The sequence below is a fragment of the Sphingomonas sp. SP1 genome, assembly GCF_058313395.1.
Genome location: NZ_JBZFLC010000001.1, coordinates 1159781 through 1182185, shown reverse-complemented (window position 1 = coordinate 1182185; position 22405 = coordinate 1159781). Strand labels below are relative to the sequence as shown.

The 22405-nt window shown below is 63.6% G+C and carries 21 protein-coding genes, 1 tRNA gene and 1 pseudogene; 8 read left to right on the top strand and 15 right to left on the bottom strand.

Translation table 11 applies throughout. The features are described 5' to 3' along the window. Position 1: 1 nt before the first annotated feature. The 10 genes from virB11 to AC4GYS_RS05955 all read right to left on the bottom strand — a co-directional run bounded on the left by virB11 (position 2) and on the right by AC4GYS_RS05955 (position 12420). Positions 2-1000, bottom strand: coding sequence for a P-type DNA transfer ATPase VirB11 (gene virB11 / locus AC4GYS_RS06000; RefSeq protein WP_491108178.1), 999 nt, complete (start codon positions 998-1000; stop codon positions 2-4). Then, on the bottom strand, positions 997-2112 hold the full coding sequence (locus tag AC4GYS_RS05995) for a TrbI/VirB10 family protein (protein WP_491108177.1): 1116 nt from the start codon (positions 2110-2112) through the stop codon (positions 997-999). The genes virB11 and AC4GYS_RS05995 overlap by 4 nt, the downstream gene beginning before the upstream one ends. A gap of 12 nt (positions 2113-2124) precedes the next feature. Then, entirely contained in the window at positions 2125-2898 is a 774-nt protein-coding gene (locus AC4GYS_RS05990; RefSeq protein ID WP_491108175.1) for a TrbG/VirB9 family P-type conjugative transfer protein, read from the bottom strand. Beyond that, positions 2895-4115 carry a TrbL/VirB6 family protein gene (locus AC4GYS_RS05985; protein ID WP_491108174.1) on the bottom strand — a complete coding sequence of 407 codons (1221 nt, stop codon included), beginning with the start codon at positions 4113-4115 and terminating at the stop codon, positions 2895-2897. Before AC4GYS_RS05985 ends, AC4GYS_RS05990 begins: the two co-directional genes overlap by 4 nt. Beyond that, the gene (locus AC4GYS_RS05980) at positions 4112-6514 is read right to left on the bottom strand and encodes a VirB4 family type IV secretion/conjugal transfer ATPase (protein WP_491109369.1); all 2403 of its coding nucleotides are present in this window, start codon (positions 6512-6514) and stop codon (positions 4112-4114) included. Before AC4GYS_RS05980 ends, AC4GYS_RS05985 begins: the two co-directional genes overlap by 4 nt. Before the next feature lie 23 nt (positions 6515-6537). After that, the gene (locus AC4GYS_RS05975; protein ID WP_491108173.1) at positions 6538-6819 is read right to left on the bottom strand and encodes a VirB3 family type IV secretion system protein; all 282 of its coding nucleotides are present in this window, start codon (positions 6817-6819) and stop codon (positions 6538-6540) included. 6 nt (positions 6820-6825) lie between these two features. Beyond that, the gene (locus tag AC4GYS_RS05970; RefSeq protein ID WP_491108172.1) at positions 6826-7131 is read right to left on the bottom strand and encodes a TrbC/VirB2 family protein; all 306 of its coding nucleotides are present in this window, start codon (positions 7129-7131) and stop codon (positions 6826-6828) included. After that, entirely contained in the window at positions 7128-7721 is a 594-nt protein-coding gene (locus AC4GYS_RS05965) for a lytic transglycosylase domain-containing protein (RefSeq protein ID WP_491108171.1), read from the bottom strand. Before AC4GYS_RS05965 ends, AC4GYS_RS05970 begins: the two co-directional genes overlap by 4 nt. Before the next feature lie 114 nt (positions 7722-7835). Further along, on the bottom strand, positions 7836-10709 hold the full coding sequence (locus AC4GYS_RS05960; protein WP_491108170.1) for a TonB-dependent receptor domain-containing protein: 2874 nt from the start codon (positions 10707-10709) through the stop codon (positions 7836-7838). Positions 10710-10791: 82 nt separating this feature from the next. Then, entirely contained in the window at positions 10792-12420 is a 1629-nt protein-coding gene (locus tag AC4GYS_RS05955) for a beta-helix domain-containing protein (protein WP_491108169.1), read from the bottom strand. A 345-nt stretch (positions 12421-12765) separates the two neighbouring features. Between AC4GYS_RS05955 and AC4GYS_RS05950 the strand changes: the two genes are divergently transcribed. Beyond that, the gene (locus AC4GYS_RS05950; protein WP_491108168.1) at positions 12766-13026 is read left to right on the top strand and encodes a hypothetical protein; all 261 of its coding nucleotides are present in this window, start codon (positions 12766-12768) and stop codon (positions 13024-13026) included. A 19-nt stretch (positions 13027-13045) separates the two neighbouring features. On the opposite strand, the gene AC4GYS_RS05945 is transcribed toward AC4GYS_RS05950, so the two are convergent. Together AC4GYS_RS05945 and AC4GYS_RS05940 are read right to left on the bottom strand one after the other, a co-directional pair. Next, a complete protein-coding gene (locus AC4GYS_RS05945) occupies positions 13046-13669 on the bottom strand; it encodes a prolyl hydroxylase family protein (protein WP_491109368.1) in 624 nt (207 codons plus the stop codon). A gap of 184 nt (positions 13670-13853) precedes the next feature. Next, a tRNA-Ser gene (locus tag AC4GYS_RS05940) sits at positions 13854-13943 on the bottom strand. A 133-nt stretch (positions 13944-14076) separates the two neighbouring features. Between AC4GYS_RS05940 and AC4GYS_RS05935 the strand changes: the two genes are divergently transcribed. The 5 genes and pseudogenes from AC4GYS_RS05935 to AC4GYS_RS05915 all read left to right on the top strand — a co-directional run bounded on the left by AC4GYS_RS05935 (position 14077) and on the right by AC4GYS_RS05915 (position 16968). Then, the gene (locus AC4GYS_RS05935) at positions 14077-14751 is read left to right on the top strand and encodes an SDR family NAD(P)-dependent oxidoreductase (protein ID WP_491108167.1); all 675 of its coding nucleotides are present in this window, start codon (positions 14077-14079) and stop codon (positions 14749-14751) included. Positions 14752-14788: 37 nt separating this feature from the next. Next, positions 14789-15166: a heat shock protein HspQ gene (gene hspQ, locus AC4GYS_RS05930; RefSeq protein ID WP_491108166.1), complete on the top strand. Its 378-nt coding sequence runs from the start codon at positions 14789-14791 to the stop codon at positions 15164-15166. Positions 15167-15344: 178 nt separating this feature from the next. Beyond that, a pseudogene (gene rplU / locus AC4GYS_RS05925) lies at positions 15345-15698 on the top strand (50S ribosomal protein L21); the annotation flags it as partial. A gap of 222 nt (positions 15699-15920) precedes the next feature. After that, on the top strand, positions 15921-16199 hold the full coding sequence (rpmA, locus tag AC4GYS_RS05920; protein WP_491108165.1) for a 50S ribosomal protein L27: 279 nt from the start codon (positions 15921-15923) through the stop codon (positions 16197-16199). Positions 16200-16431: 232 nt separating this feature from the next. Beyond that, on the top strand, positions 16432-16968 hold the full coding sequence (locus AC4GYS_RS05915) for a GNAT family N-acetyltransferase (protein WP_491108164.1): 537 nt from the start codon (positions 16432-16434) through the stop codon (positions 16966-16968). Between the two features lie 33 nt (positions 16969-17001). Here AC4GYS_RS05915 and AC4GYS_RS05910 read toward each other — a convergent pair whose 3' ends face one another. Further along, complete coding sequence (locus AC4GYS_RS05910; protein WP_491108163.1) at positions 17002-17898, bottom strand: metal-dependent hydrolase; 897 nt, start codon at positions 17896-17898, stop codon at positions 17002-17004. A 50-nt stretch (positions 17899-17948) separates the two neighbouring features. On the opposite strand from AC4GYS_RS05910, the gene AC4GYS_RS05905 reads away from it, so the two are divergent. Then, positions 17949-18542, top strand: a complete 594-nt coding sequence (locus tag AC4GYS_RS05905) for a TetR family transcriptional regulator (RefSeq protein WP_491108162.1) — start codon at positions 17949-17951, stop codon at positions 18540-18542. A gap of 51 nt (positions 18543-18593) precedes the next feature. After that, entirely contained in the window at positions 18594-19484 is an 891-nt protein-coding gene (locus tag AC4GYS_RS05900) for a LysR substrate-binding domain-containing protein (RefSeq protein WP_491108161.1), read from the top strand. Between the two features lie 3 nt (positions 19485-19487). Here AC4GYS_RS05900 and katG read toward each other — a convergent pair whose 3' ends face one another. Together katG and pgsA are read right to left on the bottom strand one after the other, a co-directional pair. After that, positions 19488-21713: a catalase/peroxidase HPI gene (gene katG / locus AC4GYS_RS05895; RefSeq protein WP_491108160.1), complete on the bottom strand. Its 2226-nt coding sequence runs from the start codon at positions 21711-21713 to the stop codon at positions 19488-19490. 110 nt (positions 21714-21823) lie between these two features. Continuing rightward, positions 21824-22390 carry a CDP-diacylglycerol--glycerol-3-phosphate 3-phosphatidyltransferase gene (pgsA, locus tag AC4GYS_RS05890; protein WP_491108159.1) on the bottom strand — a complete coding sequence of 189 codons (567 nt, stop codon included), beginning with the start codon at positions 22388-22390 and terminating at the stop codon, positions 21824-21826. Positions 22391-22405: the final 15 nt, after the last annotated feature.

Sequence of the window (22405 nt, the reverse complement as noted above, 5' to 3'; positions counted from 1 at the left end):
CTTAGTGCACGAGGTCCCGGGCCCGCTCTATGGCGGCGATTCCGCGCTGGCCACTACGGCGGTCGAGCTGGACCACGATATCGATCACCGACGCGGCATAATCGAGCGTTTCAGCACGGGTCAGGCCAATCCCTGTTTGCATCGCCATCAACCCGATTTGTTCGAGAGCTCCGCGAGGCGAATTGGCATGGACGGTCGAGAAGGATCCGGGGTGACCCGTATTGATGGCGCGGAGGAAGCTGACCGTTTCCTTGCCACGAAGCTCGCCTAGCACGATGCGGTCGGGCCGAAGCCTGAGCGAGGCCTGCAGCAGATCATCGGCGCCGATCTTTGCTTCGCCAAGCTCCCCCTTCACGGCGATCAGCCCCACCCCGTTCGGACCGGGAAGGCGCAGCTCCGCCGTATCCTCGACGAGAACCACCCGTTCCTCCGTCGGGATTTCCCGGAGGAGGGCATTCAGGAAGGTCGTTTTGCCTGTGGACGTGCCACCCGCGATCAGGATGGTGCGCCGGGCCCGCACCGCATGGCGCAGATAGGTAATCGGTTCGGCAATGGGGTCTGGCTCTTCTGCCTGCTCGACCGGCCGGATGGGACCTCGATCATAAGCATCGAGCGGAAGGTCTAACAGTCGATGCCGGCGGATGGCCAAGGCCCAGTGCTGACGCGTCGAAGGAGGTCCGCAGAGCTGAATGCGCGCTCCGTTTGGCAAGGTCGCGGAAAGCAGCGGATGTTCGCGATTGATCCCCTGGTGGCTGATCCGCGCCACCTGCTGGGCGAGGCGATGGAGGAGAACATCGTCCACCGCAGGCGCATCGATGCGCTGCATCCCGGAACTGCTCGAATCCTCGATCCAAAGCTCGCCCGGCCTGTTGACCAGGATCTCCGTCACAGTTTCTTTCGCAAGCCACGTCCTGAACGGCGCTAGATATGCATCCAGATAGGCGCTGCGCAGAGTGGCCTGCTCCTCGCCGGGCCGTAGCGGCAGGATCTCACCGGTCACTCCGTTGCAACCCGCGAGAAGTCGAGGTCGCGGGCCGTGAAGACCCGGATCGGCTCTCCTTGCCGGACGCGAACCGTCGGGCCGATTTGCCCGTTTTGATTGAGGGCCGTCGAGGCCGCGGATTGACCGCCGCCGACGAAAGTGGTGGCACTCCCGGCCAGATTGGCCAAACCCCCGATAACCGACAACAGCATGGCCGAACCGAAGCGTTCGAAGAAGTGGCTGTTAACCTTGCCGGCAAGGCCGGCAGTGCCGGAGTAGCCGACTGCCGGCGAGGCCAGATTGACGGAAACACCGTCGGGCCGGATCAAGCGCGTCCAGACGACATAAGCCCGCTTCTGACCCGCTTGCAGGCCGCTTTTGTACTCGCCGATCAGGCGGGAAGATCTTGGAACAAGCACGCGGCTCCCATCAAAGGAGCGGACGTCCGAGCTGACCATCGCCCGCACAAAACCCGGAACGTCCGTGTTGATCGCCGTCTCCAGAACCGCCGGAATCAAGGTGCCCTGGGTGACGGTGGTCTTTGGATCGACCATCGCAGTAGCGGTGGCCTTCGAACCTCCGACCCCGCCGATGCGTGAAGCGAAATCTTCGTTGCTGTTGCCGGTTGCGGCGGCGGCGGGCGTTCCCGAAGGGCTGGGGAGCCCGGGCAAGGCGCTGGCGTCGAACACCACCGTGGGAGATGACAGAGGATCCGGCCGGGCAGCAGTGACGGCCTGGTTTTGCGGCGGCTGTGCGAGGACGGCGCTCGGCGGCGGTGCGGGCGCAACGCCGGCTGAAGGTGCGGGAGTGATCGCCTGCGGAGGAACGGCCGGGGCCTGCTGCGGCGCCGCATCAGATCGTGCGGACGGCTGGGCCTCGGCGGGTGCAACGGGCCGCGTCTGCTCTTCGGTGCGCGTTCCGCTCATGCTCCAGAAGGTAATCGCCCCCAGGGCAACCACGAAGGCTACACCCGCAGCCATGCCGTAGCCCTCGGAGCGGGGCTTGCGCTGGGAAACCATCGGTAGAACGTTGCGGGTTGCAAGATCGATGACCTCCGCACCCATGTTCTCCCTGGGATCGGAATCGTTCGCTGCCGACAGGCGATCGCGTGACCTTGTTTGCAGGCGCATTGCATTATCCTCCTACGGACGCGCGATGTTGCCGGCGGCAGCAACTTGGGCCGGCTTGGTTGCCGGCTCTGCGGCCCGAGCATACTGGAGTGTTGCCATGTCCTTGCCGGCCCGCAGAACGATCAGGGTGGGCACGCCCTCAATCGCAATGACATCATTGCGAACGGCATAATTGACCGGACCTTCCTCGCCCTTCTCATTGCGCATGAGAATCGCGGGCACCTGGACGCCCGGAGTCCAGCTTAGATAGGTCGTATTCCCATCATCGTAGACGCGCGCGGGAAGCAGCTTGGTCTTGCCCTTGGAAATCCAGCCATAGTTCAGAGTGGCTGGGTCGGAGGGACGAGCCCCAAGCGCGATCTGCGTCTCCTCGGTTGACAAGGCCGGACCGCGCATCTGAGGCTTGGTCGACTTGTCGTCGGCCGGGTAGCTGAACCGAAGCAGGTACACCGGCTTCGCGGCCGGCGACGCGACGAGGTCGAAGAAGTAGCTGCGCTTGTCGGTTACCACGGTGAGATTGGTTTGGGCGCGGGGCGCAAGCGGTTTCACGAACAAAAGGTTTGCACGCTTGTTCGGGGTGACCTGCCAACTGTTCGAATCGCCGATTGCGACATTCTCGATATGCTCGTCTTCCGAGAAGGCGATTGTCGCCTGAACGCCTGCACGGCCATCGATACGGACGACCTCGTCGGCGGCGTACAGGCGCGACGCCAGCCGGCCGTCGGCGGCGAAAGCTGACGGGGTCCCCGCCAGCAAACTCAAGCTGAACAAAGCCAAGCGGATCATCGAAACATCTCCCGGGGGATCGCGGTAGTTGGGCGGAACCGGCTCCCGACCCCGCGGGGTCGGTGCCGGGCAGGCGTTTGCAATGGACCAGCGGCGGCATGAACCGGGGTCACTACCCCCGGGCGGTTAGCGATCATCGGAGCGGTCGGATGTGCGGGGAGGACATTCGCGGCACTGGACGCAGCAAGTGCCGCGCCCATCGTCCGGGCGCTTCCGGCTGAGGTAGTCTGCTGCGTGGCAAGCATGCTGGAGGTGCTGACGGTTTCACCGCGTATGGACGAGGGAGAAGGTTTGGCGTTGCCCCCTTCGCGACCATTCTCCGCCAGCCCGAAAACGGTCCAGCCATTCACCATGGTCGCGGCAACCTTCATGACCATGACCATCAGCGCGACATGGACTGCCGCGATCAAAAACAGGGCCATGGCCGCACGACCGTCGACCCCTTCTGCCCCTCGCAATTGCACAACGACCGGGACCGCGAGCTCAATCATGAAGCTCCCGCCGAGCACGGCGAACAGGGGCGCGACGGAGGTCAGGACAACGCCGCGCAACCAGCCGGCGAACAATCCGCGGGTTCCGCCAAACAGGGCGAGCACGACAAAGACGGGGCCGAGCGTAAGCAGGACCGCAAGCGCGATGCGGGCCGTCACGAGGACACCGACCGTACCGAGCATCAACAAAACGGCAGCGAACCAGATTAGATTGGTCGGCGTGAACGTCCCTGAGGCTGAGGCTGCGGCGGCAGCGGCTGCCCCCGGATCGCCGCCGGCTGCGGCCTGAGCGGCATCAGCGGATGCCGATACCTCCGCAATCGAGGCGAACAGAATGTCGATCTTGTCGCCGAAAATCTGGGTCGCGGACCCGCCCGTCCCGGTCAAGACCCCGGCGATCTGGTCGGGCGCGCCAACCGCGAGGTTCCAAACGACACCCTGGTATGCGACCCAGCTGGTCGCAAATGTGAGTACCAGCCCCAGGGTCAGCATTCGGGGGGTCAGCGCGGAAACGCCCAGCCTGCTCCGGCCGGTCAAAAGGGAAAAGGCGAAGAACGCGATATAAAGGGTCAGCAGGATCGTCAGCGCGGGGAGCAGCGAACCGCTGCCGCCGAACAGGCGCCCGAACGCACTCGCCGTCGCCTCGTTGGAGAGGCAATCGACTGCTCGAAGCGCTGGCGCAACGCCGGCGCTGGCGCCTGCGGCGAGTTCCTCGCATCGGCTCATTCGGCGGCCACCCAGATCGGCGCGGAATTCTCATCCGGTTCACCCGGCCATGCTTCCCCGGTAAGCGAGGAATACCAAGCGGCCGGCGCGTCCCCGTAGGATTGACGCAAGGAATCCAACCGCCGGACGCTGCTTTCGCGACCCGACAGAATGGTGATCAGCTCCGGCATTCCGGACAGGTCCAGGCGAACCACCACGGACGCGTCGGCCTGTCGGATGAGGAAGCAGCGGCTGTGAACCGGAAGGGTGCGGATGAGGTCCAGCTCATGCGCCGTGAGCCCAAAACCGTCGCAATAATCCTCGGCACGCGCACGGGCATTCGGCATGAAGATCATGGTGGCGGTCTGCTCCACCAGCGCCGCGGAGATGCGGCTGTCGAGCGCGTCCCGGGCCGACTGCGTGGCAAAGCCGACGAGCGCATTGCGCTTACGAAGGGTCTTCAGCCAGTCACGGATGCGCGCGGCAAAGACTTCATCGTCGAGGGCCTTCCAGCCCTCGTCGATCAGGATCATGGTCGGGTCGCCATCGAGCCGTTCTTCAATTCGATGGAACAGGTACATCATCACCGGAGTGCGCAGCCGCGGAGACTCCAGCAGCGCGGTCATGTCGAAGCCGATGACTTTGGGCGACAGGTTCAGTTCGTCACTCGGATTGTCGAACAGCCAGCCATGCTCCCCGCCCTGCAACCAAGGCTCCAGCCGGCTGGCAAGGTCTCCTGGCTGAGGACGGCGAGCGCCCGCGAGCAATTCGCGGAAATGGGACAGCTGCCGAAGAGCCTCATCGTTGGCATAAGCGGCATCCACCGCCTGCGCGATGACTGCGGTCTCCTCCGGACCATTCGCGTTCAGCAGCACGCCAAGCCAGTCGCGCAGGAAGGAGCGGTTAAGGGCATTGTCGGACAAGGCCAAAGGATTGAAACCGGTTGGCAGTCCCGCCGCGATACGGCTGTAACAGCCGCCGGTTGCCCGCACGAACACTTCTGCACCGCGGTCCTTGTCGAACATGATCGTGCGCGGAGAGAACTTCTGCGCTTGTGCGGCAAGAAAGTTCATAACGACCGTCTTGCCCGAGCCCGACGGTCCGATCACCGTGAAATTGCCAAGATCACCCTGGTGGAAATTGAAGAAAAACGGAGTGGAACTGGTGGTCTGCAACAGTGTGACCGCATCCCCCCAATGATTGCCGGACGCTTGGCCGATCGAAAAACCATGGAGCGAACTGAAGCACGCCATATTCGCGCTGGAGATCAATGCGCGCCGTACAAGGTAGCCCTCATTGCCCGGAAACTGACCCCAGAACGCTGGCTCCAGGTTGACGTCCTCACGGACTCCGACCGCGCCTGCATCGGCCAATGCGCTTGCACAGGCGGCGGTAAGCTCGTCCAGTCGATCAAGCCGGTCAGAACGGACCAGCACGGTCAGGTGATGATCGCCGAAGCCGACCGATCCCACGCCAAGTGCGTCGCGAGCAGAATGCATCTCGCGGCGCTCCGCCATAGCTTCTTCATCGGCCGACTTGAGCCGGCGGATCGCAAGGTCGATCCGTTCACGAGCGACCTGGCGATCCGCCGGGGCATAGGTTTCGGTAAGAACCAATTCACAAGGCAGTCGAAGAAGCGCATCGGTGAGGCCAGGCCCGGTGCTGTCGGGGTAATCCTTCAAGGACAGGATGGATGCGAACTCGCTACCTCCCGCCCCGCGCAATTCCAGGGCATCTAGCCCGAAGTTCACACGGCGGTACGGCAGCATTCGACCGAGGTCCGTACCATCCGAGGGACGGCGCACCGGGCGCATTTCCCCGTTGTAAAGAGCGGACAGTAGTTCGAGCACTTCGGAGCAATTCCCGCTCGTCCCTTCGTAATCGCCGATTAAGCGCGCGCCATATCCGCCTAGCGAGGCGGCAATCGATGTCGCCGCGGCTCGGAGAGCGCGAAGATCGGTGGGGTCGGCCTCGATCTCTGAAGCGCGCTGTTTTGCGCGGCGCTGCAAGCGCTCTGCCCAGCCGACCTTCCCCCTGGCCGGCCGTCGAACAAGAGTGACGAACTGGTCGTTCACAAAAAGCGCGCCGCCGCGGAGGCTATCTCGCCAGCGCGCATCGATGTGCGCAGCCATCGGATCGTCGAACGCCGCCTCCAGTTCAACGTCGACGCGACGTCGGACGACGTGGTGGTAGAGAACGAACCGAGCGTCGAGCGTGCTCCGCAACAGCAGCTCCCGCGTCGCGGAGTGGGAGTTCAGTTCGATGGTGTCGGCCGTTTCGAAAGGAAGTCCTGGAACCAACAGGGACAACATCACCGAACCGTCGCGCAGGAGTACGACGTTCTCGTCGATCATGGACAGGTAAGGCAACCGATCTCCGGCGTGCGCTTCCTTCTTTGCCCATGCGAGGCCTGAAGTCATCTTGGGCACGACGCGGTCTCCTCTCAGGCCGAGTAGCTGTTGCAGCCCCACAGCTTCCAATTACGGACGCGGGGGCAGCGACTGACCTTGGTCAGCCAAAGGTCGAACACTCTTGGTTCGCGCATACAGGCGAGATAGCCGACAGCGTGGATCATCAACGCGATCGGCAGCGCGAGAAAGCTGCGAGTGATCAGAAACAGCTCAGTCGTGACTGCAGCGTTGATGATAAAGAAACTGTAGGTCACGCCGGCAAACATCTGCGGACGGGTGAGCGCGCGATGCACCGGATAGCGGGAGAGTTCCACGTCCGATCAGACGCCGCTGACGGCCTGAATGCCGGAGACGATTGCCCCAGCTCCGAACAATACGAAGCAGCCGATGATGACGGTGGCGCCCATGCGCCAGTTCAGACGTCCGGTCAGCATCATGAAGCCAACCGCCGCCACGGCCATCACGGCGATCGCGGTGGCTACGTTGCCCATCAAAGTGCCCTGCAGCCACTGAAGCGCCGAGACGATAGGGCCGGATCCTTGCGGGTCAGCGGCCTGGGCCGAGGCTGCCTGCGCAGTCAAGGAAAGGCCGAACGCGACAATCAAGCGGTGCAGATGCATCTTCATCTCCGAACGTTTTGCGACAGCCGCGTTAGAATGGCGGCGACATAATTCCGTGTTTCCGAAATAGCGGGTACTCCGCCCGCGCGACGAACCCGGCCGGGCCCAGCATTGTATGCGGCAAGTGCCTTCTCGACGTCGCCACCGAACGCATCAAGCTGCATTCGGAGGTAACGCGCGCCGCCCTCCAGGTTGGCAAAAGGATCATCCGGGTTGACGCCCAGGTCGCGCGCGGTGCCAGGCATAAGCTGGGTCAATCCGCGAGCGCCGGCACTTGAGACAGCGCCCGTTCGCCACCGGCTTTCCTGCCAGACCAGCGCTTCGATCAGGCTTGGACTAAGATCATATCGAGCTGCAAGGTCGGCGACCTTGGCCCGCCACGGAAGCGGGCCCGCGCTCCACGGGGCCTCAGTCAGGTGAGCCGACGCTTCCGCAGAAGTTGGAGGCGGTTCGACAATGCTCGCCGCCGGCGGGCCGCCAGCGACCCAAGCGGCTCCCCCTTTCCCCACTTCCATGACGTCCGCGCGAGCGCCAGTTGCGCCTAACAGCAACATGGTCGCGGCTACCGGATATCTGATAGATTTCATGCGACTCATGCCCGTTTGCCCTCGACGTCATTTGCATACGCTATGTGACACAGCTGTTACTTCCGGCAGGCAGTTTGGCCGACTTCGTGTTGCCCTCTGCCGCCTCATTCCCTCGGCTCGTTGTTAGCCGCGCTCCGCCTGTGGCTCGGGCGGAGGCGGGGGCGCCGGCGGCTGCGGACATGTCACCGAAATCTCGACGACGCTGCCATCCGCACAGGTTTGGGTCGCAGGTGGCGGCGGCGGCGGCGGCGCTGGCGTAGCGACGACATCCGGCATCGCTCTCCCAACCTTGGGAGCAAGCTTCACTGACGCACTAATCGAGAAGATGCGGCCTTGGTCGTAGGTGTTGACGTTGATCTCGTTGTCGCCGGCGCTCTGGGTTTCGATGTGGCGTCGACCAGTGAGGTTTCGGGCCTCAAACTTCAGCTCGAGTTCGCGGTCGAGAACAGTGAAACCTTCGCGCGCGACGAAGTCGAGCCGCAGGCCTGGCCGCTCGATCACGTCCGGCTGCGGGAACAGGCCATTGAGGCCGCGGCTGACGACCCGCTTGCTGGCGTAGGTCAGCAGGAAGGTTTGCTGCGAAAGGCGGTCGCGGTGCTCCGGTCCAAGCTGAAGATTGAGGAGGTGCTTGGATTGGCCGGTCATCGGCGAGCCATTCTGGAAGTAGTCGCTTGCGACTGCTTCCCCGACACCGAAGATGTTCGTGGTGTCGCCTTCGCCGACCTTCAACTTCGATTTGCTATAGGTGTAGTTGCCCACGGCCACGAGCCGGCGGCCACGGAAGATGCCGCCCAGGCTATCGAGACCGAAATACTTCTGCACCTCGAACTCGGCGCCATAGAGCGTCGCTTCCGGCGCATTGGCGAACGATGTCTGGAGATCGCCACCGGTAACGAAGGTTTCGATCGGTCGCTTGATCTTCTTGTAGAAGCCGGCGGCCGCAACCCGCTGGTCAGGGCCGAAGTACCACTCCAGTCGTGATTCAGCGTTGAACAATTCGCTGTCCACCAGGAGCGGGTTGCCGCGGTAGAGGCGGTTCGACTCCGGATCGAAATAGAATTGGAAGATCAGCTCACGGAACTGCGGCCGGGCAATGGTCTTCGACGCACTCAACCGCCACTGAATTTCTGGCGTGATCTGGAAGGTCGCCGTCGCGGCCGGCAGCCAATAGGACTTTCGCTGGAGAGTGGCCGGAATATCGGCGATATCGTCGTCGAACACGGGAACCGCGGCGACTTCCTGCCTGCCCTTTTCATAGCGAACGCCAGCTTCGAGACTGAGCCAGTCCGTGAACTGCAGATTGGCTTTGCCATAGCCGGCCAACACCTTGAGCTTGGCGTTGAATTTCGGCGCGGTCTCGTTCGTTTCGACAAGATCGATATCGAAGAAATCGATCACACCGGGTGAAAGCAGCAGATCCGGTCGCAGGGTCGCGACTGCGGTCGGAAGGGTGCTTGGCGCGATGAACGAGAAATCGCGCCGCTCGCTGTCGCGGTCCTGATTGGAATATGCAGCGCCGAAGGTCACCGAATATCCGGGTGCGAACTTGTAGCTCAAGTCGGCGGCCGCCGAATAAAGGTCTTCGTTCAGATTGGAAAAACTGACCGTGGCATCGCCGCCGTTGCCGTTATTGAGACGATTGATGAAAAGGGCGCCAAACGGATCATCCGGGTTGTTGGTCCGAACGGACTCGTAGAACAGCTCGAACGGCGCTTCCCGCTGCGAATTTGCATAGCCCGCACGCAGGTCCAGGCTGATCCGGTCGGTCGGCTTCAATTCGCCAGCGAGTTGCGTGTTGATGAGCTGACGCTCGTACCAGCCGGTGTCCTGTTGCAGGAAGTCGACGTTGGTGCCCTGCCGGTTCCCGATGCCCAGTCGCGCCTGCTTCAGGGTGTCTCGAATGAACAGGTTGGTCCAGCGGATCTGGTTCTGGTTAAATGTCAGACCCAGTCCAAATAGTCCGTTAACGACGATCCGGTTGTCGGTGATGACCCGCCGGAAATCAGTCTCGAGATCGGAAACGTCCGCACTCAGGGAGCCTTGCTGGATTGCGTCGCGGGTCAGCCATCTGTTGCTGTAACCGACGCCCGCAATCAGGCCGAGGTTGCCAAAGCCCAGTTCCCAATTGGTGCCCCCCGAAATATTCACGGACCAGTTTGCCGGGATGTTGTTGTTGCGCTGAACGACAGAGTTGCGCCCGGTGGCGATCTGGCCGGCAATCTGCTGGCGGTCTTCACCGGTCAGCTGGGGCAACCGTTGTCCGCTATCGAAGAAATTCTGGAGACCTGACGGAATGTCGCGCGTTCCGTTGTCGAAGCCGGTCCAGTCACTCCGACTGCCGTAGTAAGTGTAGCCAAGATTGTTGGTGGTGAATGTATCCCAGCCGACGCCTGCCCCCACGGTTAGGAACGGCTCCCGCGGCGCGGACTTCGTCGTCAGATTGATGACGCCGCCGCCGAACTCGCCGGGGTAATTGACCGAGTAGCTCTTCTGCACGAGCGACGAAGCGATCACGCCGGTGGGAAACAGGTCCAGCGGTACCACGCGCTTGAGTGGTTCAGGACTTGGGAGCGGCGAGCCGTTGAGAAGCGCCAACGAATATCGATCGCCCAGTCCGCGGACATAGACATAGCCAGAGCCAACGACACTCAAACCGGTGACGCGGCCAAGCGAGCCGGCGATGTTGCCCTCGCCGGTACGGGCGATCTGTTCGCTCGACAGCACGCTCACGACCTGAGTCGAGGTCCGTTCCGGATTCGCGCGCCGGCGACCGCGGACGACGATCTCCTCGCCGCCACCGGGGGTCGACACCTCTACGGGGGGCGCATCGGCGGCTTGCGAATCCGCCGCATCGGCGGGCGGCTGGGCGACCTCTTCGCCAGCCGTCGGAGTGGCGGCAGTCGGGGCGTCTGGCGCATTCTGCGCAACGGCCATCGACGGCAAGACAACAGCGGTTGAACCCAAGAGCGCGCTTGCGAGCCGCGACTTTATCGACATGGAAAATTCCCCAGAGTTTAGGTGCGGCAATGGGGGGCGGCATTGCGGCCGCCCCCCTCTATCTCTCAATGTGTCCTGCCCGTCAGGTCGTCGGCAGCGAGGTGCAGTCCGTCACCGCGCCGAAGTTCGCGATGTCGCTGTTGCAGGTCCAGCCTTGATACCAAGTATCACTACCGGTCCACGCGGCGCCGATGCGGTTCGGCGAGGGAAGGTTGAAAAAGCCCGAGAAGGTGGTCGGGTTGGTGGCAACAACCGCATTCTCGTTGGCGCCATTGATGAAGAACCCGGTCAGGGTGTTGGTGAACGCGTCGTTGTTGTTGTTGCCGGCGAAGATGGCGGCAACCTCGGCGGGAGTGTAGGCGAAGGCACCGTCCGTAATGTACTTCGTCGCTCCGCACTGGAGCACAACCGAGCGGGCCGTCAGCGTTACTCGATCCGACGTGCTGCCGGAGCCCGTCAGGCGAACGCATTCATTGTCCGGTGTCACCACGACGCCGTTGATCAGCGTATTGTCGGAGTTGCCCCGGAAATGCAGAGCGGCAAGGGCGTTCGCGCCGTTGTTGCTGGCACTGACCTGGTTCTGTCGTGCGACGAAGTTTGCAACCTGCAGCTTGGTCCGCGGCAGGTTGGTTTCGTTGCCGTTGGAGTCGATCTCCATGAGCGCGTCACCAAACCCGGGCCGCTGAAGCAGCAGGGCCCACTGGAGGTTCATCTGAGCCCCCGTGTCAACGTCCAAGCTGTCGTCGTCGGCGCCGGTGGTGATGAAATACTTCATGTTCACGGCGCCGCCGAAGAACTCGCCACCGTCATCCGAACTGTTGTGCGCCTGGATGTGGTCGAGGATCGTCCCGGTTCCGGTTGCCCCGGTCGTGATCGCCTGCAATTCCCGGTTGGCGCCGAGCACAAAGCCGGAATAGCGGATCTGGACATAGCTCATCCGCCCAGCGCTGTACCCGTTGTCCACACCACCGAAGCGAGCCGAATCGGCCGCACCCTCGGTGTCGCGCTCACAGGTATGGGTCGCCGCAGCACCGGTGGCGACGCCGACGTTGCAGTCCGTCGTGAAACCGCGGCCCAAAAGCACGACCCCGCCCCACTGGCCCTGGGACGAATTGGTGGCGGTTCCAATGACGTTTTCACGGCTGGTGAAGATGATCGGTTGAGACGCGGTGCCGACCGCGTTGATCCTGTTGCCGCGATTAACCGCAAGCCACGAAGCGCCAGGCTCGGCCATGAAGATCACGCCCGGATCCACGCCAAGGGTAACGTTGGTGTCGGCAGTCAGCGAGGTGCTGCCGCAGCCGACTGTCGGGGTGACGAAGGGTGCGCCAGCGGTCGGCGCCACGCGGCCACCGTCGCAGCCGACGTTCACCCGGCCGGCGATCTGGTAGACGAGACCGCTGACCTTGGGCAGGTTGACGGATGCCGAGATGACCCCGGGCAGGCGGCACACGCGATAGGATCCGGTCGGGCCCGAGACGGTGCCCTGGTCGGCAAGCGTCAGTCCAGTGATGGTCGGGCATGCCGCCGCCGCGGTTGTCGGCGTGGGCGTCGGGGTTGGCGTTGGGGTCGGAGTGGGGGTGGGCGTCGGATTGACGATGACGGTGCCCCCGCCGCCGGAAGCGACATCGTCCGCTCCTCCGCATGCGGTCAGAATCGTGGCGCCGACGCTGACCAGCAATAGTTTACGGAATTGATTGCGATTGAACATGCCCTGTCTCCGCTCCCTGGAGTCTTAAGAAGACGCGCGAGGCGGTCGGCGTGAGTCGCCTGCCCCGTTCGATCTCATGGGCTGGGCTAGGAACGGTCAGTGACAGCGCAATGTGCCAAACATGACAGAACGCGGACTCTCCACCGGTGTGCGAACTGAGCACCACATGAACGAAAAGTTACAGAACGTTTGCTCGTTGATGACAGGAGTGTTACAAATCCGCGGCTAGAGGGGAGGCATATGGACCGCATCAGAGCCCTTTTCGTGGCAGCGTCCGCGCTGTCGTGGTCCGCATTGGCGACTGCTCAACCGGCGGAGTTCGGCTATCCTCGGGATTCCCTGGGGATGAGGGCTATTCTGTCAGGGGATTATTCCACTGCGGAACGCCAGATCCGTGCAGGAAAGGTGTCCCAGGACGACCCCGCGCGATCCCTGAATCTTGGCCTGGTGATGCTCAAGACCGACCGCCCGGCTGAAGCGGCCAGACTTTTCGAGAAGGTCCTGCTCGCAGACAATGTCGAATTGATGCTTGCGGATGGGCGGCTGGTTACGTCCCATTACGTGGCCTTGCGGGCGATGGACCGGATTCAGCGCCAGGGACGCTGAGGATCGCTAATCGAGAATGCTAGCTGCCGACCGGCCGCTCGCGAAACCATTTGGTCAGGATGTACTTGGTCCCCTTCCGGACCTTCATGCCTTGATGAAGTGTGGCCTCGTTCGTTGAGCTATCCGGCAGCAGGTTATTCCAGGCGAGCAATTTGCCGGTCTCCGGCTGAACCGTTTTGCCGATCCGCTTGAACCGTGTCGCGCCGCCTTCATCGGGCACGTTGAGGTAGACCATCGCGGTCCAGGTCCTTTGCCCTCCGTGAGCCGTATGAACCAGGAAATCGTACCCGCCCGGATTGAACGTGTCGGTGTGCGGGCCGAACTCCTGACCCGGGGCGTAGCGTTGTCCCTGCAATGGCTCCCCGAAAGCCGCCGGAATACCAAGAAGCGCCGAGATACGATTATCGATCGCGCCTATCACCGGTATTCTGGAATCGAGATCGCATGTCTCGCTGGTGCGGTAATTGGCGATCCCGACGTCGTCCGCGATCGTCGAAGGTCGTCGGTTGCGGTCAATAAGCTCCATCAAGGCTGCGCATTCGCGAGGGTCAACGAACTCCCGAACGATAAAGAGTTCGAGCTCACGCGAGGGCACGCGCTGGACACGCGCTGTGGTGGCTTCGCCCTCAAGACTCTTATTCAAGAGAGCCGATCCTGGTAGTCCGGCCACCTCAACCTCCAGCCTTCGCGCCACGTTGCGATGCCTACGCTAGAACAACAGGCTCGCAAAATAGAGGGTAATTTTGGGCGCTCTCGAAACCGGTTCAAAGGCACGGCGCGGCTCCGCGCTCGACCGCTACGCAAGGCTTCCGGTGACAAAGGCTGAATGGCGGAGAGGGTGGGATTCGAACCCACGGTACGGTTGCCCGCACGCCGCATTTCGAGTGCGGTGCTTTCGACCACTCAGCCACCTCTCCGCGAGTATGAGCCAGCAAGGGTCCGGCGGGAGGGCCGGATGGTCGCGGGCGGCGCTTTAACAGCGCTCCTCATGCTTGCCTAGCCCGTGCTCAAGGGCGGGTCGAAATCGTTCGGCAGCCGCCCGATAAGCGGATGGTGACCAGTCTTGTAATCGGCGCCTCGGGCGGCATCGGAGCGGCGCTGGCCGACGCGATGTCGGCTGCGGGCGACACGGTTGTGCGGCTCGCCCGCCGTCACGGGGATATCGATTTCGAGGCGCCCGCCAGCATCGAGGCCGCTGCCGAGAAGTGCGCCGGCAAGGCCCCGTTCACCAGGATCATCATTGCCGTCGGCATGCTTCACGACGAGGCGCTGCAGCCGGAACGCAGCCTACGCGATCTCGATGCAGAACGCCTCGCCCGAAGTTTCGCGATCAACGCCATCGGCCCCGCCCTGGCCCTGCGTCATTTTCTACCGCTGCTTGCGTCGGACGGCCGGGCCGCCGCCCTGTCCGCGCGGGTCGGCAGCATCACCGACAATCGGCTGGGCGGCTGGTACGGCTATCGGGCGTCGAAGGCGGCGCTCAATCAATTCGTTCGCACCGCCGCGATCGAGCTTGCTCGGACGAAGCCACAGGCGCTGTGCGTTGCGCTTCATCCAGGGACCGTCGACACCGGCATGAGCAAGCCGTTCCAGCGCGGCGTGCCGTCAGACAGGCTATTCGGCCCCGGCTATGCCGCCGAACGGCTGCTGGCGGTGCTTGACCGCCTGACGCCGGCCGATAGCGGCGGCTTCTTCGATTGGGCGGGTGAGACCGTCCCCTTCTAGCGCTTGCCTGTACGGCGCGGCGCACTAGATTGCAGCCATGACGAGTGTCGAACGTTCCCTCGATATGACCGGCGAGACCATCGCCCCGCCCGTGGCCCGCGCCCGTTTTGGGATCGGTGAGGTGGTGCGCCATCGCCTGCTCGACTTCCGCGGGGTGATCTTCGATGTCGATCCGGTGTTCGCCAATTCGGAGGAATGGTATCAGGCCATCCCGCCCGAAATCCGGCCGCACAAGGAACAGCCCTTCTATCACCTGCTCGCCGAGAACGCCGAGTCGAGCTACGTCGCCTACGTCAGCCAGCAGAATCTGGTGCCGGACGAAGAGGATGAACCGATCGATCATCCTGCGATCGACGGTTTGTTCGACGGCTTCCAGCCCGGCCGCTACACCTTGCGCCGCGAACACAAGCATTAGGGCTCGGTCGCCCCTTGCCGCGGTCTTCCGGCGAGCGCGGATTTCGCCCGCGGGTGCCGCCTCTTCCGGTTGACACCATAACCACCCTCCCCTAGGCGGCACGCTTTCCGCGCATCGCCGTGCCCCATGGCGCGCGTCCGCGTGGGAGCGAGACATTCTAGACCAAAGAGAAGAGCCAATGTTCGCAATCGTGCGCACGGGCGGCAAGCAATACCGCGTTGCCCCGGGAGACAAGATCGTTGTCGAGAAGCTGGACGGCAATGCCGGCGACAGCATCACCCTGTCCGACATCCTCCTTGCCGGCGATGGTTCGGACCTCAAGGGCACGGACGGACTGACGGTCGGGGCCGAGATCATCGCCCAGGCGAAGGGTGAAAAGGTGACGGTGTTCAAGAAACGCCGCCGCCATAATTACCGCCGCAAGAAGGGCCATCGTCAGCAGCACACGATCCTGCGCATCGTCAGCATCGGTGACCAGAAGGCAGAGCAGGCTCCCGCCAAGAAGGCTGCCAAGGCCGCTCCGGCCGCTGAGACCGCTCCGGCCGCCGCCGAGGCTGCTCCCGCGGCTCCGAAGAAGAGCAAGGCCAAGGCCGCGCCGGTCGACACGGCCGAGGTCGCGAGCTCCGAGGGCGTGGTTCCGGCCGATGCCGGTACCGAGGCAACCAACGACGTCTCGACTCAGAATGCTGCACCTGCTAAGGGCAAGGGCAAGAAGGCGGCTCCGGCCCCCACTCAGACCGAAGAGTAATCGACGATGGCACATAAGAAGGCAGGCGGCTCGTCGCGTAACGGCCGCGATTCAGAATCGAAGCGCCTCGGCGTGAAGAAGTTCGGCGGCGAAGCGGTTCGCGGCGGCAACATCATCGTGCGTCAGCGCGGCACGCGCTGGTATCCGGGCGACAACGTCGGCCTGGGCAAAGACCACACCCTGTTTGCGCTTACCGACGGCCGTGTTGCGTTCCGCGATGGCCGCCAAGGCCGCAAATACGTGCATGTGGAAGCCATGCCGGCAATTACGGAAGCAGCGGAATAGGGACTGGTCAAGGAAGGGCTGGTCTCCACGAGGGGGCAGCCCAGCCGAGGTCCGAACAGGGTTTCGAAAAGGGAGAAGAGGGAAGCCCCCATGAGGGGCTTTTCTTATGCTCCCAGCATAAGAAATTTTCCGCCGCCTGACGGCGAAGAAGCACCCCTCATTCCCGTTTCTTTTTCTTCTCCCGAAACTGTCACGAGGACCGGTTAGCGGGCCTCGAGCGGGGAGAAGTGAAGTGTTCGCACGGACCACAAGACTGCTGCTGAGACCGGGCTGGGCCGAAGATGCGCCCGCACTTGCCGCGGCGATCGCCGACGAGCAGATCGTTCGCAATCTGGCCACGGCACCCTGGCCCTACGGCCTGAAGGAAGCCGAAGCCTTTCTGGCGGCACCGCGGGATCCAGCGCTACCGACCTTTCTCCTGTTCGCCCGGACCAGCGGCGACCCCGAGCTCATCGGTTCGTGCGGCCTGGGCCGGCGGCCGTCGGGGGCGGTTGAACTTGGCTACTGGATCGCCCGGGCGCATTGGGGAAAGGGCTACGCAACGGAGGCATCGCGCCACCTGCTCGAGATCGCACGGACCCTCGGCCTTACCCGGCTGGAAGCCAGCCACTTCGTGGATAATCCGGCAAGTGGCCGCGTGCTGGAGAAGCTTGGCTTCGTGCCGACCGGCCTGACCGCGCCTCGCCTCAGCTGCGCCCGCGGCGTGGAAGCAATGAGCAGGGTTCTGCGGCTGAGCCTGACCGCGCGGTCGGAACGCCTGGCGGCCTGACGGTGTCACTGTGGCGCGGGCGTGGGAGGCCGCTCAGACGGCTCGCCGCACCCGCCTGGTCGGCGGCTCCTGCCGATAGTCATAGGTCGCGTCCCAGCCTTTGATCAGGTGACGGTCGTCCTCGTTCCACGGATGGAAGCGAGGCAGGAAAAAATGCAGCCAGCCGCCGCCGACCTTGCGGAACATGCCCGGCGAGCCCCACAGGGTCCATTGCAGCCGGAGGAACACGCGCCATCCGGTCAGCCCGTCCTGGCGCAGAAGCTCCATCGCCCCTTCCGTCCGGTGGACAATGAAATTGCGCGTGACCAACAGCATCATCAGGCTCTTGATCTTCCACCGCTTCCAGCGAGACCAATCTTTCGTGGCCGCCAGCCAGGTGTCGTAGGCCACGCCCTTGTGCTCGATCTCCTCGACCGCGTGCCAGCGCCACAGGTCGGCAGTTGCGGGGTCCGCGTTCTTCAAATGTCGCGGGTTGGCCAGCAACTCGTGCGCCACGATGGCGGTAAAATGTTCAAGGCACATGGTCGACGCCAGACCGGCGATCTTCGGTCGGGAGCGAACCAGCTCCAGCTGCTCGTCGACACGCTGTTCCAGCAGGGTCAGGTCGTAACCGGCATCCTCGGCCCGCTTGTTGAAGGCGACATGCTCCCGGCTGTGAATGACTTCCTGGGTGGTAAAGGCCTTGATCTCACCAGCCAGCTTCGGGTCGGCCGCGCCGGCGACGTCACGGAAGTCACGCACGGATTCGACGAAGTGCGCTTCGCCCTTGGGAAAGGTCGCGGACAGGGCGTTGTAGATGGCGGTCTGATAGGGATCGCCGCCCAGCCACCAGCGCGCCGTCTTGTCGCCGCGTCCGAACCGCCGATCGCGCGGGGTGATGGTCAGGTCCTCGGGCGTGACCGAGATCCGCTTCAGGGTTGCAACACTCATGCCTGTCCTCCACCAGAGGGTGTTACGCCTATGCGGTATTGCTTACAAGAATGTCAATAAAACTGCTCGGACGCAAAAGGGTTTCACCGCAGGAAAGCCGCGCGGCAGCGCTCGCTGCTGCGCGCGCTCTGCTGAAGGCGGACGGTGCAGCGGCGGTCACCCTGCAGTCGGTGGCGAACAGGATCGGCCGCACCCACGCCAATCTCCTGCATCACTTCGGCTCCGCGGCCGGCCTGCAGCGCGCGCTGGCCGAGGACATCGCCCTCACCGTATCGGCGGCAATCGAGGGCGTGATCGAGCAGCGCCGGTTAGGCCAGGCCACGGAACGCCACGTCATCGACGCCATGTTCGATGCCTTCCGCCGCGAAGGCGCAGGCGAACTGATCGGCTGGATTGCGCTGACCCGCCAGCGAGAAGCCCTGGAACCGGTTGTCACGACGATCGAGCGCATCCTTCGTGTCATGAAGGCGACCGGCGACGACCGCCCGGTGGACCGAATGACCCTGGGCCTGACGCTGCTGGCGATCGGTGACAGCCTGGTCGGTGAGGAAGTCGCGCGCGCCTGCTCCCTTCCTCGGGAAGCCGTGCGCGAAGTGGCGGTGACCCAGATCGAGGCGCTGGCCGGCGAAGCGCTGCGGGACTGAACCGCCCATCTGGCAAAGCTATTGCTGGGCGACTATCGATCGACGAAACCGATGGCCTCCTATCTCCCCACGCTCCGTCAGCTGCAATATCTGGTCGCCCTGCGCGACAGTGGCCATTTCGGACGTGCCGCCGAACGCTGCTTCGTCACCCAGTCGACCCTTTCCGCCGCGCTGCGCGAACTGGAAGCCGTGATGGGCATCACGCTGGTCGAACGCACCAGCCGGGTCGTGCGCTTCACGCCCGCCGGGGTTGCACTGACCGAAAAGGCCCGGCGCGTCCTGCGCGAAGCGGAAGAGCTGGTGGATATGGCGCGCGCGGCGGGCCAACCGCTCGCCGGAGACCTCAGGATGGGCGTCATTCCGACGATCGCGCCATTCCTGTTGCCGACCGTCCTGCCCCGACTGCGCGAACGCTTTCCCGACCTTAAGCTCTACTTGCGCGAGGAAACGAGCCAGGCCGCCTGTGAATCGCTCCAGCGGGGCCAGCTCGATTGCGTGCTGCTTGCGATGCCGTTCGCGTGCGGCGACGTGGATAGCGCGCCGCTGTTCGACGACCCACTCGTCGTCGCCTTTCCCCCAGGCACGAACGATCTGCCCGATGCGGTCGAACCCGACGAGCTGGCCCCCGGTCGCCTGCTGTTGCTGGAAGACGGCCATTGCCTGAAGGAACACGCCCTGGCCGCCTGCAATCGACCGGATCTGCGAACTGGCTCCCTGATGCTCGGCACGTCGCTGCACACGCTGGTGCAGATGGTGGATAACGGGCTCGGCGTGACCCTTATCCCGCAGATGGCGGTCGACGCCGGGGTGCTGGCGTCGACCGGCATTACCGTGCGGCCACTCCGGTCGGAAAGCGCCGCGCGTGAAATCGCGTTGATCTGGCGCCGGGGCAGCCCGCGGGCGGAGGAGTTTCAGCTGCTTGCCGAAACCCTCCGCCCTTGAGGATTAGGCCGCGCCGGTCGCCACGTCGCGGGACACCTTGCGGTCCGGCAGCAGGTCGAAGCGGTCCGCGTTCATCACCTTGGTCCAGGCGTGCACGAAGTCGCGCACGAACTTCTCTTCGTTGCCGCGCTCCGCATAGACTTCGGCGGTGGCACGCAATTGGCTGTTCGACCCGAAGACCAGGTCGGTCCGGGTCGCCCGCCACTTGGGCTCACGACCCTTGCGGGCATAGCCGATGAATTCTTCGTCGCTCGACGAGTCTTCCAGATCCCAGAAGGTTTCGTTGTCGAGCAGGTTGACGAAGAAGTCGTTGGTCAGCTGCCCCTTGCGGTTGGTGAGAACGCCCTCGGGCTTGTCGCCATAATTGGCGCCGAGCACTCGTAGGCCACCGAGCAGAACGGTCATTTCCGGCGCGGACAGGCCAAGCAGCGATGCCTTGTCCAGCAGCAGTTCTTCCGTCTTCACCGGCTGACGCGACTTCAGATAATTGCGGAAGCCGTCGGACTGCGGTTCCATCCAGACGAAGCTGTCGACGTCCGTCCACTCCTGCGTCGCATCGCCGCGACCGCCGTGGAACGGAACTTCGACATCGAAGCCAGCGTCCTTCGCCGCCTTCTCGACTGCTGCCGAACCAGCCAGCACGATCGCATCGGCCAGGCTCATCGACCCGCGAAGCTCATTGAGCTTGTCGAGCACAACCTTGAGCTGCTCCGGCTCGTTGACCTGCCAGTCCTTCTGCGGCGCAAGTGCAATGCGCGCGCCGTTGGCGCCGCCGCGGTGATCGGACTTGCGATAGGTCGACGCCGACGCCCAGGCCGTCTTGACGAGCTGCGACACGGAGAGACCGCTCGCCAGCACCTTCTCCTTGAACGCGCTCGCCTCGGCATCCGATGGCGCGGTGCCCGCCGGCACCGGGTCCTGCCAGATCAGGTCCTCGGCCGGGATTTCCGGCCCGAGGTAGCGGATCTTAGGCCCCATGTCGCGGTGGGTCAGCTTGAACCAGGCGCGAGCAAAGGCGTCGTCCAGCGCCTTTTGGTCGTCCTTGAAGCGGAGTGAAATCTCGCGGAATTCCGGATCCATCTTCAACGCCATGTCCGCCGTGGTCATCATGGTCGGTACGCGCTTCGACGGGTCGCGGGCGTCAGGCGCCAGGTCCTCGGGATCGGGGTTGATCGGGGTCCACTGCTTGGCCCCGGCCGGGCTCTCCACCAGCTCATAGTCGTATTTGAACAGCAGGCGGAAATAGTCGCCGGTCCACTTGGTCGGGTTGTTTGACCAGCTGCCTTCGATTCCAGAGGTGGTGATGTGGCCCTTGGCGATCTCGTCCACGTCGGTCATCCAGCCGAAGCCCTGCCGATGGATTTCTTCTGAGCTCGGGTCCTTGCCGAAGCTTTCCGCGGGCTTGGCGCCATGCGCCTTGCCGAAGGCGTGCCCACCGGCGGTCAGCGCCACCGTTTCCTCGCTGTTCATCGCCATGCGCAGGAAGGTCGCCTTCATGTCGCGCGCCGACTGCAACGGGTCGGGGTTGCCGCCCGGCCCTTCCGGATTGACGTAGATAAGGCCCATCTGGATGGCGGCGAGCGGCCCTTCGAGCTCGGGCAGTTCCTCCGTGATGCGGGTCTGGGCGCCCTGGTTGACCCAGATCTCTTCAGCACCCCAGAAAGTGTCGCCCTCCGACTGATAGACGTCCTTACGGCCGCCGGCAAAACCGAGCACCGGGCCGCCCATGCTTTCGATTGCGACATTGCCGGCGAGGATGAACAGGTCGGCCCAGCTGATGTGCTTGCCGTACTTCTGCTTGATCGGCCACAGCAGCCGCCGGGCCTTGTCCAGGTTTCCGTTGTCCGGCCAGCTGTTGAGCGGCTCGAACCGCTGCTGGCCCGAATTCGCTCCGCCGCGCCCGTCCGTGACGCGATAGGTGCCGGCCGCGTGCCAGGCCATGCGGATCATGAACGGCCCGTAATGGCCGTAGTCCGCCGGCCACCACTCCTTGCTGTCGGTCATCAGCGCCGTAAGGTCGGCCTTCAGCGCCTGATAGTCGAGTTGGCCGAACGCTTCCGCATAATCGTAGTCGGGGCCCATCGGATCCGGCGACGTGCCATGCTGGTGAAGCATGTCGACGGGCAGCGCGTCGGGCCACCAATCCTTGTTCTGCCGCCCCAAGAGCGAGCGGACCTTGGTTTCGCGCATCGGGCAGCCGCCGCCGAGATCACCAGTCTTCGCGTCCATGATCATATCCTCCTGAATTCCAGATGGTCGCCCTACGGCAACTCGGCAACAGTCGGAAACGATTAAACTTGGTTGGTAGCAAGGACAAAATCGATGGATGGTGGCCTGGCTCAGTCCATGTGCTTGAGACCGGTCCGCAAATAATCCCATCCCGTGATCAACGTAAGGGTCGCAGCGGCCCACAGGCTCGCAAGGCCGACCCAATGCACCCACTCGGCCTGCGGTACCGCGCCGGCCAGGATCAATGCGCCGAGCGCCACCAACTGGAAGGTGGTCTTCCACTTGGCGAGGCTGCTGACAGGCATCGAGACCTTCAACGGCGCGAGGAATTCGCGAAGGCCCGACACGAAGATCTCTCGCAGCAGGATGGTCAGGGCCGGAAGGATGTGCAGCCCGTGGATCAGTGGCTCGCCACTCTCCTTGCGGGTGGACACCAGCATCATGATCACAGCGGCGACCATGATCTTGTCCGCGATCGGATCGAGGAACTGGCCCAACCGGCTGATCTGGCCTTGAGCCCGCGCCAGATAGCCATCGAAATAATCGGTAATCCCGACCAGGCAGTAGAGGATGAAGGTGATGAGGTAATCGACTGGCGTGGGCCGCCACAACAGGAACACCAGGATCGGGACCGCAAGGATTCGCGACAGCGTGAGAAGGTTGGGCAGCGACAGCATGGATCGTGTGCCCCT